Source organism: Spirosoma lituiforme (genome assembly GCF_054776635.1).
The window spans coordinates 438,309-453,551 of the sequence record NZ_BAAHBO010000003.1 but is presented as its reverse complement, the minus strand read 5'-3'; the positions used below and the strand labels follow the sequence as shown (position 1 = coordinate 453,551).

Here is a 15,243-nt window from a genome sequence, read left to right as displayed (position 1 = left end):
ATGTCGCATGTAACATCAGCCGTTAGAACTCCCCTCGTCACCGGTGGCAAGACATATGCCGACGTGACGGAGGATATCAGCAGACAGGTTGAAGGAGCTCCTACCCGTGAGTGGACTATCGCCTTCACCATCTCGGTGGTTGTGCTGATATACGGGGCCGCCTGCGTATTCTGGACGTGGTGGGAAGGATTGGGCGTTTGGGGTCTGAATAAAACCGTAGGCTGGGCGTGGGATATTACAAACTTCGTTTGGTGGGTAGGTATCGGTCACGCTGGTACACTAATCTCCGCCATCCTGCTTCTTTTCCGTCAAAAATGGCGGACAGCGGTAAACCGGGCTGCCGAAGCCATGACCATCTTTGCCGTATTATGTGCAGCCAGTTTTATCCTAATGCACATGGGACGTCCCTGGTTGGCTTATTGGGCCTTACCATTACCCAACACATTCGGCTCGTTGTGGGTAAACTTCAAGTCTCCACTTGTCTGGGACGTGTTCGCGATCAGTACGTACTTTACGGTATCGCTGGTATTCTGGTATATGGGTCTCGTGCCTGATTTGGCTACGATCCGTGACCGTGCTCGTAGTAAAGTGTCACGGTACATCTATGGTGCTTTTGCTCTGGGATGGAATGGCTCTGCAAAAACCTGGGCCCGTTATGAATACATGAGTTTGATTCTGGCAGGTTTGTCTACTCCTCTTGTATTATCTGTACACACGATCGTAAGTATGGACTTTGCTACTTCGGTGATTCCGGGCTGGCACACAACTATATTCCCTCCTTATTTCGTTGCTGGTGCTATCTTCTCGGGTTTTGCCATGGTACAAAACCTGGTCTTGATCATTCGGGTAGTGTTTAAGCTGGAAGACTACATTACGCTTGAACACATTGAGTCGATGAACAAGGTCATCACCTTGACTGGATCGATCGTAGGGGTAGCCTATTTGACAGAGTTCTTTATCGCTTGGTACTCGGGTGTCGAGTTTGAGAGTTATGCCTTTATTAACCGGGCAACTGGTCCATATTGGTGGGCATACTGGGCCATGATGACCTGTAACGTAATTACGCCCCAGTTGTTCTGGTCGCGGGCTATTCGTCGTAGCATTGTCTGGACGTTTGTTCTATCGGTTATCGTGAACATCGGGATGTGGTTTGAGCGATTTGTAATTATCGTGACGTCTCTTCACCGTGATTACCTGCCGTCCAGCTGGGCAATGTTCCACCCAACTCTATTTGACATCAGCGATTACATATTCTCGTTCGGGTTTTTCTTCACGCTGTTTCTTTTGTTCTCGAAGTTTTTGCCAGTAGTGAATATGGCCGAAGTGAAAACGGTAATCAAGTCATCTTCGGAGAGATTGCCTGTATCTGTATCGGGTGTTGCTAAAGGTGAGCGCGTTACAAACCCAACATTTAATAAAGACGTAGAATAAAACTATTCCAAGTTTTGGGTCGAGGGTGTAACTACCTTGATCTAAAACTTGAAATCGGAAACTTGAAATAGATTAATAAAAGTATGTCAGACGTAAATGGTAACGGTAAATTCTTAGTCGGCATCTATGATGATGACGATGTTGTACTGAAAGCCGTTAAAGATGTTAAGGGGGCAGGTGTTCGGATTCATGAAGTATATTCTCCATTTCCGATTCACGGATTAGACATTGCGCTTGGCCATCCTCGCAGTCGTCTCGGCATCGCAGCCTTCCTGTTCGGCCTGAGTGGTACGTTAACCGCCTTAGCGCTAACTTATTACACGGAAGGATTTGACTGGCCAATGATCGTTGGTGGTAAAGATTCTTACTCACCTGTGATATACGTACCGATCATATTTGAGTTAACGGTTCTTTTCTGTGCTCTGGGCATGGTCGGCACCTTCCTTGTATCGAATGGGCTGGGTCCGACGGTGAAACCATTGATGTACGATCTAAGAACAACCGACAACAAATTTGCCATGGCTATCGACTTGAGCAAAAACAACCTTGTTGAAGGTGATATTGAGCAGATTCTGAAAAAATCAGGCGCTGCTGAAGTTAATGTTAAGCAGTTCTAATGTTCAGAATAAGAATGATTACTAAACATACAAGTGTAGCAACACTGGCTGTTATTGGACTGTTATTCGTAGGAACGTCTTGCAAGGATAATCACAATGACACTGGGGTCGTGTATGCCCCCCAGATGTACGAGCCAGTTGGTTATGAGCCGTATAAGCAAACGCAATCTAATCCGATCAATGTAAAAGATCATGGATTGAATATGCGTCTGCCAGCGCAGGGAACAGTAGCTCGGCCAAATTATCATACAACATTTGGTGAAGGTGCTAATAAGACAACTGACCTGATGATGTACAACATTCCTGCTGACAGTATCGGGATAGCTGAGCGAGTGTTGACGAATCCAATTGCAGATTCCGAGAAGACACAAGCAGAGGGACAAGTTTTATACACTCGCTATTGCAGTCATTGCCATGGTGCGACAGGAAAAGGAGACGGCCCGGTAGCAGCACAATACAAGGGTGTACCAAACTACTCGACGGATGCTTACAAAACCATGAATGATGGTCACATTTTCCACGTTATCACACATGGAAAAGGCCGTATGTGGCCCCATGGTTCTCAGGTAACGCCGGAAGATCGGTGGAAAATAGTACAATACGTTCACAAACTCCAGCAAGGATAATTTAACGAAGGTGTAAGGTATGAATTGGCAGTGATCAATTTGTAGATTCTTAAACCTATCGTGTTTCAATTAATTGACAAACCAATAAGAATGGCATCGGCTCACGCAATACCGTCCTTAGACGAAGAATTTGAATTTACTGCGGACTCCAAACGTCGGTTGATGATTGGCATCGGAGCCGGAGTCGCGTTAGTAGCAATTGGCGCCTATCTGTTAGCATCTGGTGCTGGTTCGCACGAGACTCATGCAGTAGCGCACAGCGCTGGAGGACACGAAGCACATGGCGCTGGCCATCATGCGTACAAGTGGACAAATCGTTTATGGGCCAACGTCTGGCTGAACGCCATTTATTTCACGGGCGCATCGGTTATCGGGATGTTTTTCATCTCTTATAATTACTTGGCGCAGGCTGGCTGGTCATCGGCTTTTAAGCGGATTCCTGAAGCGTTACCTGCCTTCTTACCGTTCACGGGGATTGCTATAATCGCTGTTTTCTTTCTTGCTGGGCATGATTTATTCCACTGGACCAATCCAGCTTTGTACGATGTTAACAGTCCAGAGTTCGATCCTATTATAAACGGTAAAAAAGGATTTCTGAATACTCCCTTCTACTTGGGTCGTATCGTTGCTTATTTCGGATTATGGTACTTCATGTGGCGTATGATCCGTAATTACTCTCTACAGGAAGATTTAGAGGGTGGGACAGCGTATTACGACAAGAGTATCAAACTGGGTACCGCCTTCCTGCTGGTGTTTGGTGTTACGTCATCTACTTCCGCCTGGGATTTTGTGATGTCGATTGATACACACTGGTTCAGCACCATGTTTGGCTGGTACACACTGGCGAGTTGGCACGTAACGGGCCTGGCAATCATTACGCTAACTGTTGTTACGCTGAAAGAAAGGGGTTATCTGAAAATTGTTAACGATAGCCACTTACAGGACCTAGGTAAGTTTATGTTTGCCTTCAGTATCTTCTGGACTTATGTTTGGTTTGCGCAGTTTATGCTGATCTATTACGCCAATTTACCTGAAGAAACGATCTATTATAGAGAGCGTTTTAGCGGGTTTGGCGGTATCTACAAAGCACCCTTCTTTATTAACTTATTTCTGAACTTTGTTTGCCCATTTCTCATTTTAATGACAAGGGATTCGAAGCGGACATACGTCATTTTGAAGCTAGCGGCATGGTGTATTATCATTGGTCACTATTTTGATTTCTACGTCAATATCATGCCTGGGACGGTAGGGGAGCACGGCGGTTTTGGACCGGTTGAATTCGGGATGATTCTGATTTTTGCGTGTGGTTTTATCTGGACAATCTCTTCGCAGCTGACGAAGGCAAACTTGATTCCCAAGAATCACCCGATGTTAGAAGAAGCAATACACCATGATATTTAATTAATAATCCGTATCGAGATGGTTTATATAATCGCTTTATTGTCAGTAATCTTTTTGGGTTTAGCGGCCATGGTCGTTTCCAAAATGGGTGCTGTTGTGAAAAACGCAAACGGCCCTACAGTTGAGGGTCAAATAGGCATGAGCAATCGTATTAACGGTGCCATGTTCATGATCTTCTTCGTTGTTGGTTTGATAGGAGCTGTTTGGTCGTTCATGTACGCTCGTCAGTTCTTTCTTCCTGAGGCTTCATCTCCTCATGGCCGGCGTACGGATAACCTTTTCTGGATTTCTATGGCCATGATTACAGTAGCATTTGTTATTACCAATGCGCTGTTGTTTTTCTTCGCCTGGAAGTACCAGCATAAGGAAGGCCGGAAAGCAGCCTACTATCCTGAGAACCATAAATTAGAGTTGATCTGGACGATCGTTCCAGCTGTGATCATGGCTGTCATGGTATTTACGGGATGGCGTGCATGGCGTGATATTATGGCAGAAGCGCCTGCTAATGCGCAGGTCTTTGAAATTGTAGGAAAACAATTCAACTGGATTGCCCGCTATCCAGGTGTGGATAATAACAAGCTTGGATCGTATAACTACAAGTTGATTGACAACAACAACGAAACGGGTATTGATTATACAGACGAAGCATCCTTTGATGATTTCATATCTACATCGGAACTGCACATCCCGGCTAACAAGCCAGTCTTGTTAAAGATCCGTGCCCGTGATGTACTACACAGCGTTTTCATTCCCCACTTGCGTGTTAAGATGGATGCTGTTCCAGGTATGCCAACAAGGTTTTGGTTCATCGCTGACAAGACAACGGATGAAATGCGGAACATTACAGGCAACCCTAATTTCGGTTACGAGATTGCTTGTACTGAAGTTTGCGGACAGGGTCACTTTTCCATGCGTATTCGCCTGATCGTTGAAGATGAAGCATCATGGGCTGCTTGGTGCAAGCAACAAAAACCTTTGCTGACCTCTACTCCGGAACTGGCAACTCGGATTCCTGCTAACCTGAAAGCGAAAGCGGCAAAATACTTGCCAGCCGATGCTACGGCCGCCCCGGCGGATAGTTCAACTGCGTCATTACCGAAAACAGGTGGAGTAACAACAGCTGTTGCAAAACTTCGTTAAATCTAACCTTACAACAAACCAAATACTATGGCGACTGTAGCAGCTAATTCGGCGGTTGTGGCACATGCAACAGAGCATGACCATCATGAACCGCAAAGTTTCTGGCGCACATACATTTTTTCTGAAGACCACAAAACCATTGCTAAACAGTATCTGATTTCGGGTATTATTTGGTCGATCATTGGCATCAGTTTATCTGTAATGTTCCGGCTTCAGCTAGGTTTTCCGGCTATGAAGCTTGAGTTTCTGCGCCCTATCTTAGGTAGTTGGATTAATGAAACGGGTAAACTAGATCCAGATTTTTATCTGGCTTTGGTTACTATGCATGGCACCATCATGGTGTTCTTTGTACTAACTGCAGGTTTGAGTGGTACATTTTCGAACTTCCTGATTCCTTTGCAGATCGGTGCCCGTGATATGGCCTCAGGTTTCCTGAACATGTTATCTTACTGGTTCTTCTTTCTGGCCAGCGTTATCATGTTTTCGTCGATGTTTATTCAGACAGGACCCGCTGCAGGTGGATGGGTGATTTACCCGCCGTTGAGTGCACTACCTCAGGCACACAAAGGTTCTGAGTTGGGTATGACCCTTTGGTTGACCAGTATGGCATTGTTCATTGTATCGCAGTTATTAGGTGGTATAAACTACATCACCACGGTAATTAACCTGCGTACACGAGGTATGTCATTCAGCAAACTTCCCTTGACAATTTGGGCGTTTCTTCTGACAGCTATTCTAGGTCTTATTTCCTTCCCAGTTCTTTTATCAGCTGCTTTACTGTTGATTTTTGATCGCAGCTTTGGTACCAGTTTCTATCTGTCTGAGATCTACATTAAAGGAGAAGCACTTCCGAACGTTGGAGGTAGTCCGATCCTGTTCCAGCACTTGTTCTGGTTCCTTGGTCACCCGGAGGTATACATCGTGCTGCTGCCAGCCCTTGGCATGACTTCGGAAATTATCGCAACTAATGCTCGTAAGCCAATCTTTGGTTATCGTGCCATGATCGCGTCAATGATGGGCATTGCCTTCTTGGCTTTCATCGTATGGGCTCACCATATGTTTGTAACGGGTATGAACCCTTTCCTTGGGTCAATCTTCATGTTTCTTACGCTGATCATTGCGGTTCCGTCGGCTGTAAAGGCATTCAACTACATAACGACATTGTGGCGTGGTAATATTCGATTTACTCCAGCAATGCTGTTCTCTATTGGTCTTGTATCCTTCTTTATTTCTGGTGGTATCACTGGATTGATCTTAGGAAATTCGGCTTTGGATATTCAGTTGCACGACACGTATTTCGTTGTTGCTCACTTCCACTTGGTAATGGGTGCTGCATCGGCCTTTGGTTTGTTGGCTGGTGTATATCATTGGTTCCCCAAGATGTTCGGACGGATGATGAACGAGAAGTTAGGCTATATTCACTTCTGGCTGACGTTTATCGGAATATATCTGGTCTTCTTCCCAATGCACTACGTCGGTATTGCTGGATTCCCACGTCGGTACTATGCGTTCACGAGTTATGATTTCACGAAGAATATCTTCGCCGATATGAACTCGTTTATAAGCTTGGCTGCTATTTTCACGTTCACCGCCCAGTGGATTTTTGTATATAACTTCGTGTACAGCCTGTTCAAAGGTCGTAAGGCAACTATGAACCCATGGCAGTCGAATACATTGGAGTGGACTACTCCGATTGTACCTGGTCATGGTAACTGGCCCGGTGAGATCCCTGCTGTTTATCGCTGGCCGTACGACTACAGCAAGCCAGGGGCGAAGGACGATTTCATTCCTCAAAACGTACCCTATTCTCAAACACTGGAATCTAATCTTCCGCATGAGAACGAGTTGATCGGATTAGAAAAAGAAATCGAGGCACAGAATCTGAATGATCAGTTCAAACAGCCTCATTGATAAAAAAGAACGGCGCTTCCGAAACCTTGTATCTTTAACAATAGTCGTTATTTATCTGCTTATCCTGGCAGGCGGTGTTGTTAGAGGTACAGGTTCCGGAATGGGCTGCCCTGACTGGCCAAAATGCTTTGGCCGTTGGGTACCTCCGACCGAGATCTCGCAGCTACCAGCTAATTACCAGGAGATTTATGGAACCAAACTGAAGGGTGAAGTCTTATTTAACCCCGTAAAAACCTGGATAGAATACACCAACCGTTTACTGGGTGTTTTATCGGGTTTTCTTGTTTTTGCTACTTTAATTGCTTCGCTTTCTTATTTACGAAAAGACCGGATCATTGTTCTCGGTAGCTTTGCTGCCTTTCTCTTGATTGGTCTAAACGGTTGGTTGGGTTCTCGTGTTGTTGCTAGCGAATTAGCTCAATACGTTATCACTCTACATCTGTTGTTAGCTATATTAGTCGTGTTTGCCCTGCTGTTTGTATGGGTAAGATCGAGGTATCACGATTGGAGAATAGAGAGCGTGGGAACCGGTAAACTTCGTTTATTGCTGGTTATTACGTTGTTCCTGACGTTAGGTCAGATTGTGCTGGGTGCACAGGTCAGGGATGTGTTAGATAGCGTAGTTAAGCGGGTAGGGTACGGGGAACGAGATACCTGGATTAGCCAATTGGATTGGCGGTTCTATGTACATCGCTCATTCTCGATAGTGATTCTTGCTTTTCACCTCGGTGTTATCTATCAACTCCGTAAGCTTAACAAAAAAGGTCATTTGACAAGACTGACAGGTATATTGGTCAGTCTTGTTGTAGCAGAGATTAGTACAGGAGTTATCATGGCCTACTTAGGTGTACCTGCCTTTGCTCAACCTATACATCTGGTTCTGGCTATATTAATGATTGGTCTTCAGTTTTCGATTAGTCTGCTCTTGACACCTAATCTAATGGAGACAAATAGCGTAAACCCAACAAGTCGACTTGTAAAAGCTTAATATGGAAAAAGTACTGGATTGGACCATCATTAACGAAAAAGTAAAAGCATACATTGAATTAATAAAACTCAAACTTACCCTGGCTGTCGTATTCTCTGGCGTGTTTGGTTATTGTCTAGCTATTGACCAGGTTAGCTGGTGGAAGATAATTATTTTAAGCGTTGCCTCAATCAGCATTACCGGAGCAGCCAACATCATCAACCAAATTATTGAGAAAGAGTCGGATAAAGTAATGAAGCGTACGGCTGTACGTCCCCTGCCAACGGGTCGTTTATCTGTCAATGAGGCTGCCGCTTTTGCATTCATTCTGTTTGGACTAGGCTGTTTTCTATTTGTTGAGTTCTTTAACATAAGGGCCGCAGCATTGGCAGTTCTGTCGCTTCTATTGTATGGATTTGTTTACACGCCACTGAAACGGAAAGGGCAGATTGCTGTCTTTGTCGGCGCGTTACCGGGGGCATTTCCCCCCATGATTGGCTGGGTCGCAGCGACCAATCATTTTGGCTGGACACCAGGTATATTGTTTGCTATTCAGTTTTTCTGGCAGTTCCCTCATTTCTGGGCTATTGGCTGGCTGGCGTTCGATGAGTATAAGAAGGCTGGTATACAGATGATGCCCGGCGACGGAAAAACAACCGAAACGGCATTCCGTATTATGCTTTACACGTTATTCCTGATTCCTGTTGGTTGGTTACCTTACCTATTGGGTATGACCGGAATAAACTCGGCTTTAGTTGCCATGATCGGCGGAATCTTGTTCCTAGCACAAACGTTTCACTTAATGAGAACCTGTACAGACAAAGCAGCTTTGCAAATGATGTTTGGATCATTGCTTTATCTGCCCGTTGTACAGATTGTTTACCTACTAGATAAAGTGTAACAACAAATTATGAGTGAATTAGTAAACGATATTTCTATTGCCGAAGAGCCCCAGGAAACGCTCTCAATGAATCCACGCAAGTTTATCATGTGGTTATTCATTGTTAGCATCATCATGCTCTTCGCGGCCATGACAAGCGCCTATCTTGTGCGTCGGGCAGAAGGTAACTGGCTTGAGTACGATATTCCGGCTGTCTTCTCGTATAGCTCCGTTGTGTTGGCTATTAGTAGTATTACAATGCACTGGGCTTACGTGGCTGCAAAAAAAGACAACTTTGGCAGTCTTAAAACAGCGATAACTATTACTTTTGCACTTGGAATGACTTTTCTGTATATGCAATTCCAGGGTTGGGTCGAGCTCGTTAACGAGAATGTCTTTTTTGTGGGCAATCCGGCAGGGTCATTTATGTACATTTTTACTGGTTTGCATGGGTTTCACCTAATCTCCGGTTTAATTGTACTAATCTTTGCGTTAGTGGCTGCGTTCAGATTTCGTATCCATGGTAAGAACCTGAATCAGCTTGAGATAGCCGCGACTTACTGGCACTTTTTAGACATTTTGTGGTTGTATTTGTTTTTCTTTTTAGTCTATTTTCATTGATAATCCTTTTAGACGCATGGCGGCTACTGTAACGCACGATACCCTGACAACCGACTCGGAGCAAGTGTTCGACAAAAAGACATGGATGGGTGGTGTCGAACCGATGAAAGTGAGCTACGGCAAGCTGATGATGTGGTTCTTCCTGATTTCGGATACGTTCACCTTCTCAGCACTGCTGGTAACGTACGGTTTGATCCGTTACAGCTATCCCGCTTGGGATCCAGCCATTTACGGCGAAGTATTTAAATTCTCAAACATGTACTGGCCAACGCCAGAGGCAGTGTATAACTCGGTACCCTTCCTACACGGGGTCGATTTACCGCTGATCTTCGTCGGTATCATGACATTCATTCTCATTTTTAGCAGCGTAACAATGGTACTGGCTGTAGAGGCCGGACACCGGATGGACCGCAAAGATGTTGAGAAGTATATGCTGTGGACAATTCTGGGTGGTTTTACGTTCCTGGGAAGCCAGGCGTGGGAGTGGAGTCACTTTATTCACGGGACAGAAACGGGTACGACTATCAGTGAACTTATAAACGGCCAAACGATACAGCGTACAATTTTTGGTGCTAATCTGGTTGAGAACCAATACGGACCGCCTGCCTTTGCTGACCTGTTCTTTTTTATCACAGGCTTTCACGGAACGCACGTATTCAGTGGTGTTGTGCTAAACATTTTGATTTTCTATCGGGCTGCTACCGGTCTTTACGAAAAACGCGGTCATTACGAGATGGTTGAGAAAGTAGGTCTGTACTGGCACTTTGTCGATCTCGTTTGGGTATTTGTATTCACATTCTTCTACCTGGTTTAAGTACCTACTACTATGTCTGATCACACACACGGAACACACGAAGTTGGTGAGATTCCACCAGCGAATACCGGGCTAATCTGGCGCACGTTTGTTATTCTTTCGGTTATTACAGCCTTCGAATTTACATTGGCTTACTTTATGAAAGCTGGCGGATTCAGGACGTCCATATTCGTAATCATGACCTTGGTAAAAGCTTTTTACATCGTTGGTGAATTTATGCACCTTAAGCACGAAGTAAAGAGCCTGATCTGGGCTATTGTTATTCCAGTCGTCTTTATATTCTGGTTGCTAACAGCGCTCTTGATGGAAGGCGGTTCGATTTTTCAATTAAGATAATCCATGACGGTTAATCGAAAAGCCGGGATCCTGCTCGTAACATTGCTGGTCCCGGCTTTGCTGTATATTTTTCTGCGGTTTGCTACACAAAATCACTTTGTGCTGCCCCGCTATCTACCTAAGATCGACTCTACCAAAGGTGAGCCATTGATGGGAAAGGTTACCCTTGCTGACGGTAGTGAAGCAACGGATACCATTTTTAACCATATTCCCGCCTTCAGGCTCATTGATCAGGATGGGAAGACAGTAGATGAGTCAATTGTAAAGAATAAGATCTACGTTGCTTCTTTCTTCTTTACTCGTTGCGGTACGGTTTGTCCCCGAATTTCTTCTCAGTTAACCCGCGTACAGGATATTTTTCGTAACAATCCGTCCATCGTGTTTTTATCCCACTCGGTAGACCCTGAACATGATCGTCCGAAGCAACTAAAAGCTTATGCGAAGAAGTACGAGGCTATACCAGGAAAGTGGTATTTTCTAACTGGAAATAAGGCTGACATCTATGATCTGGCCATGCATGGCTATTACCTGCCAACGGTTGATGCCGGTGTGAAAGAGGGCAAGCCCGACGAAACTTTTATTCACAGCGAAAAGTTGGTATTAGTAGACAAGGAAGGTATTGTCAGGGGTTTTTACGACGGCACCGACAAAGAAGATGTAGACCGGCTTGTCCTCGAAATTCGCGTGTTGCTGGATATTTACAGCAAAGAATAACCCACTACTATGGAATCCTTACAACCCGTTAAAGAGCAAAAAGCGAATCGGGTTATCAACATCCTCTCGCTTGTGATTCCTCTCGCTGTCGCCATTTTATTAGGCGTACGGCAAAAAGTAGACTTAGGCGTGTGGACAACATACTTGCCTCATCTGAACGGAATCATTAATTCGGTTACGTCCATCTTATTGGTAACTGGTCTCTATTTTATCCGTCAAAAAAATATTGCAGCCCACAAGCGTACTATGCTGGCGGCTTTTGCCTTTGGCTCGTTGTTTTTGGTTAGCTACGTTTTGTATCATTTAACCAATGAGTCAACGTCGTTTGGTGGACAAGGCTGGATACGTCCTGTTTACTACTTTCTGTTGGTATCGCATATTGTTCTTTCCGTAGTGGTCGTATGGTTTGTCCTAAGAGCCGTTTATTATGCTCTGAGCGGACAGATTGAGCGGCATAGGCAAACCGTTAAGTATGCGTTTCCTATTTGGTTGTATGTAAGTGTTACAGGCGTCGTTGTGTATTTGCTGATTAAGCCGTATTATATTCATTAACGCAGGAGAAATCATGAGAAGTTGGAAAGTGTGGTTGCTGGTTATAACCCTGATTGGTAGTACGTCAGATTTGATGGCGCAGTGTGCCATGTGCCGGGGAACGGTCGAAAGCACAATAAGCAACGGCCGCAGTGTAGTCGCGTCCGATCTAAACATCGGTATTGTCTATTTATTAATGATCCCTTACCTCATTGTAGCATCAATCGCTTATCTGTGGTATCGGAATAGTAAACGTGAGTATGGAAGACGTCTCGAAATTGCAGGCCGCGTCAAAAGGGCTATGTCCTAGATGTCGGCAGGGCAAGATATTTAAAAAGCCTTTTTACTCGCCCCGTGGCTTTGACGAGATGTATGAGTATTGTCCGCATTGTGGATTACGCTACGAAGTTGAACCGGGGTATTTCATTGGTGCTATGTACGTTAGCTATGCCATATCGGGTGGAGTTGCTTTAGTACTTGGATTTTTGATCTTCTACCTGGGCAACGATCCCGACGGGTGGGTGTATGCCAGTATTGTGGCTCCTGTCATGATCATTATAGCACCGGTTAATTTTCGAATATCGCGGGTTATATGGCTCCACTACGTAGCCGGAATCAAGTATGTAAAAGGGCTGTAAAGGCTCTTTTTTTATGCCTTAACAGAAAAGAAAATATAAAGAAATTTATTTTCTTGCCATGCAACCTGCCCTCTTTATTGTGCATCTGGTAGGTGAACCTAGACAACTATGCTGCGACTTATACCGTTTTTTACGACAGAGGCACAACTGATTGTTGCGCTGAAGCGGGGTGAAAGTCGCGCGCACAAAATCGTATATGAGCGGTTCGCGGGTAAAATGCTGGCGGTATGTACGCGTTACTGTGCCAACAAGGATGATGCGGAGGAGGTAATGCTCGATGGATTCATGCGTGCGTTCGAGAAAATTGAGCAGTTTCGGGAAGAGGGGAGTTTTGAAGGCTGGATCAGGCGTATCATGGTTACAGAGTCGTTGATGTTTCTGCGTAAAGCAAAACAGTGGCGGCAGGAAGTACCCATTGATGAAGTTACGGTTGAGCCAGATTATGAATGGGCTGATACGGCGGTGAACGAGAGTGATTTGATGCGGCTGGTTAACCAGTTGCCGGATGGGTATCGAACCATATTCAACCTGTACGCCATTGAAGGGTACGCACACGCTGAAATAGCGGAAATGCTGGGTATTTCGGAAGGAACGTCAAAGTCGCAACTGAGCCGCGCCCGGATGATACTACAGACGAGTTTAAAAAAAATGGAACAGGATTTCAGAACCGTATCCTATGAAAAAACATACCGAAAAGCTGCCAATTGATGAGTTGTTTGCTCGGAAGCTTGGCAATGCTTCTTTAAGGCCTGGGCCCGACAGCTTTGCCCGGCTACAGGCCCGTATGGGACAGCACAAGCCCGAGCCCCGGCTGGTGTTCTGGCGCAATCCCGACGTACAGCGCGCTATGGCTGCCGCAGCCTGTCTGCTGCTGGTTTGCCTAATCGGGTGGCGTTACTGGCCATCAAGCGGAACTACAGAGCAGAAGGGTGCTCAGGTGGCTACAAACCAGCCTGCAACGCCAGCTCTGGAGAAACAAGACAAAGTAGGAAGCCGTCAGCCGCAACGTGAGCAGCCAACGGGTACGGAGCGTAAAGGAGAGTCAATTCCTCCAGTTAATATCAACCAGGTGGCAGTGGCGGGCAAGGCGGACAGAGTCGGCAGTGGTAAGAATGGTAAAACCAGCCGTGTTGTTGGTCAGCAAGTTCCTAATCAGTCATACCCATCGTTACCCATAGCGCCTGCCCTGGCTCAGGAAAAATCAGTTAATAGTAAACCGAAAGTTGATGTAGCGTCACCCGTTTTCGTGGCTCCCATCGCTCCGGTATCAACTGAACAGGTAGCAGTTAAGCCAACAGCCCAGCCAAACCCCGTAACTGAGCGTGTCTTGGTCGTTACCATCGCTGAGCCAGAAGCCTTGGTTGCTGCCCGGCAAGCAGCCAAAGCGGCTGTTAATGAAAAAGTGGCTTTAGCCCAACAGGAAAAGGCAGCAAAGGAAGTGAAAACCGACGGGTTGTGGCAAAAAGTAAAACGAATAAAAGAAGGCGAGGTATTTGCCCGTCAGGACAATGCGAACAACGACGAAGGTGGGCTACTGGGTCGCGCATACAGTGGCTTGAAACATAGTTTGGAGAAGGATAAACCATCAAAACAATGAACCAACTGCTACGTACACTAGCTGTACTAACTGGCTTGTTTGTCGCTGTACAGGCTCAGGCTAACTCAGTGCATCCAACCGACTCGTTGGTAATTCGATTTGCCAATCGTACACGCCTGGTTATCTATGCGCCCGATAAAGCAGGAATACAAGCCCTGTCGAACTACGACCTGAATAAAATCGTGCGGGAAATGGGTATGAAACTGGACTCAGTACCGGGTGGCCAAACAGCTATTTCCCAGGATGGAGGCCGCTTCCTGAAAGACACGGTACTGGTTGTAACCAAACAAAAAAACGGGGTGACGATTGTCGTCAATGGCGACGGAGATACGACGAAAACCACTTCAAGAAGGAGCGATGATATTGACCGGAATTATGACCGGGCCAGACGAAGGAAGCGAAACGACGGGAGTAATTTCGACTACACTGTTAGTATCGGTCTGAATACATTGATTCAGCAGAGTACTAATCCGAATTATCCGGAGGATATTTATGCGTTGAGACCTGTAGGGTCACGCTATTTCGCCTTATCGGCGGGGGCCATGCCAACGCTCATCCGGGGAAAACACGCTTCGTTAAAGCTCTATTACGGCGTTGAAGTAGCCTGGAACAATTTTATGTTTGAAGGCAACAGAATTGCCCAGAAGGATCCGACGGGTGTTGCCTTCGTAGATGCGGGCAGAGATCTACAGAAAAGTAAGTTGACGGTTTGCACCATCGGCATTCCGGTAGTACCACGGCTAACGTTCTACGACGGCGACGGTCGGAAAATCTGTCACCTTGGCTTCGGGGGTTACGTCAACTACCGGCTCGACAGTTACCGGAAAATTAAAGAAGCCGATGGTAATAAAGACCGACGGCACTCAGACTTTTACCTGAATAGTGCCCGGTATGGTCTGGTTGCGCATCTGGGCCTTCGTAGTTTTGATTTCTTCGCCAAGTACGATCTGAACCCGTTGTTTGAAACAGGTAAAGGCCCCGATGTTAGAACCCTTACCTTTGGTATTGGTTTCTAATCT

The 15,243-nt window shown here is 45.7% G+C and carries 17 protein-coding genes; all 17 read left to right on the top strand.

Annotated elements, in window-relative coordinates; all coding sequences use genetic code 11:
* A complete protein-coding gene (gene nrfD / locus ACYU87_RS14235; protein ID WP_461134736.1) occupies positions 1-1,431 on the top strand; it encodes an NrfD/PsrC family molybdoenzyme membrane anchor subunit in 1,431 nt (476 codons plus the stop codon).
* Positions 1,432-1,514: 83 nt separating this feature from the next.
* The gene (locus ACYU87_RS14230; RefSeq protein WP_461134735.1) at positions 1,515-2,048 is read left to right on the top strand and encodes a DUF3341 domain-containing protein; all 534 of its coding nucleotides are present in this window, start codon (positions 1,515-1,517) and stop codon (positions 2,046-2,048) included.
* Between the two features lie 14 nt (positions 2,049-2,062).
* The gene (locus tag ACYU87_RS14225; RefSeq protein WP_461134734.1) at positions 2,063-2,674 is read left to right on the top strand and encodes a c-type cytochrome; all 612 of its coding nucleotides are present in this window, start codon (positions 2,063-2,065) and stop codon (positions 2,672-2,674) included.
* 90 nt (positions 2,675-2,764) lie between these two features.
* Positions 2,765-4,075, top strand: a complete 1,311-nt coding sequence (locus tag ACYU87_RS14220; protein ID WP_461134733.1) for a quinol:cytochrome C oxidoreductase — start codon at positions 2,765-2,767, stop codon at positions 4,073-4,075.
* A gap of 18 nt (positions 4,076-4,093) precedes the next feature.
* Positions 4,094-5,215 (top strand): cytochrome c oxidase subunit II, encoded by a 1,122-nt coding sequence (locus tag ACYU87_RS14215; protein WP_461134732.1) that lies wholly within the window; start codon positions 4,094-4,096, stop codon positions 5,213-5,215.
* 27 nt (positions 5,216-5,242) lie between these two features.
* Positions 5,243-7,126, top strand: a complete 1,884-nt coding sequence (locus ACYU87_RS14210) for a cytochrome c oxidase subunit I (protein ID WP_461134731.1) — start codon at positions 5,243-5,245, stop codon at positions 7,124-7,126.
* The gene (locus ACYU87_RS14205; RefSeq protein ID WP_461134730.1) at positions 7,101-8,114 is read left to right on the top strand and encodes a COX15/CtaA family protein; all 1,014 of its coding nucleotides are present in this window, start codon (positions 7,101-7,103) and stop codon (positions 8,112-8,114) included. The genes ACYU87_RS14210 and ACYU87_RS14205 overlap by 26 nt, the downstream gene beginning before the upstream one ends.
* A gap of 1 nt (position 8,115) precedes the next feature.
* Positions 8,116-8,994 carry a heme o synthase gene (gene cyoE / locus ACYU87_RS14200; RefSeq protein WP_461134729.1) on the top strand — a complete coding sequence of 293 codons (879 nt, stop codon included), beginning with the start codon at positions 8,116-8,118 and terminating at the stop codon, positions 8,992-8,994.
* A 9-nt stretch (positions 8,995-9,003) separates the two neighbouring features.
* Complete coding sequence (locus ACYU87_RS14195) at positions 9,004-9,594, top strand: cytochrome c oxidase subunit 3 (protein WP_461134728.1); 591 nt, start codon at positions 9,004-9,006, stop codon at positions 9,592-9,594.
* A gap of 16 nt (positions 9,595-9,610) precedes the next feature.
* The gene (locus tag ACYU87_RS14190) at positions 9,611-10,408 is read left to right on the top strand and encodes a cytochrome c oxidase subunit 3 (protein WP_461134727.1); all 798 of its coding nucleotides are present in this window, start codon (positions 9,611-9,613) and stop codon (positions 10,406-10,408) included.
* Between the two features lie 12 nt (positions 10,409-10,420).
* A complete protein-coding gene (locus tag ACYU87_RS14185; RefSeq protein ID WP_461134726.1) occupies positions 10,421-10,744 on the top strand; it encodes a cytochrome C oxidase subunit IV family protein in 324 nt (107 codons plus the stop codon).
* A gap of 3 nt (positions 10,745-10,747) precedes the next feature.
* On the top strand, positions 10,748-11,458 hold the full coding sequence (locus tag ACYU87_RS14180; RefSeq protein ID WP_461134725.1) for an SCO family protein: 711 nt from the start codon (positions 10,748-10,750) through the stop codon (positions 11,456-11,458).
* Positions 11,459-11,467: 9 nt separating this feature from the next.
* A complete protein-coding gene (locus tag ACYU87_RS14175; protein ID WP_461134724.1) occupies positions 11,468-12,010 on the top strand; it encodes a DUF420 domain-containing protein in 543 nt (180 codons plus the stop codon).
* A 239-nt stretch (positions 12,011-12,249) separates the two neighbouring features.
* Entirely contained in the window at positions 12,250-12,627 is a 378-nt protein-coding gene (locus ACYU87_RS14170; RefSeq protein WP_461134723.1) for a DUF983 domain-containing protein, read from the top strand.
* Between the two features lie 108 nt (positions 12,628-12,735).
* Entirely contained in the window at positions 12,736-13,335 is a 600-nt protein-coding gene (locus ACYU87_RS14165; RefSeq protein ID WP_461134722.1) for an RNA polymerase sigma factor, read from the top strand.
* Positions 13,304-14,224, top strand: coding sequence for a hypothetical protein (locus ACYU87_RS14160; protein WP_461134721.1), 921 nt, complete (start codon positions 13,304-13,306; stop codon positions 14,222-14,224). Before ACYU87_RS14165 ends, ACYU87_RS14160 begins: the two co-directional genes overlap by 32 nt.
* Positions 14,221-15,240, top strand: a complete 1,020-nt coding sequence (locus ACYU87_RS14155) for an outer membrane beta-barrel protein (protein ID WP_461134720.1) — start codon at positions 14,221-14,223, stop codon at positions 15,238-15,240. The genes ACYU87_RS14160 and ACYU87_RS14155 overlap by 4 nt, the downstream gene beginning before the upstream one ends.
* Positions 15,241-15,243: the final 3 nt, after the last annotated feature.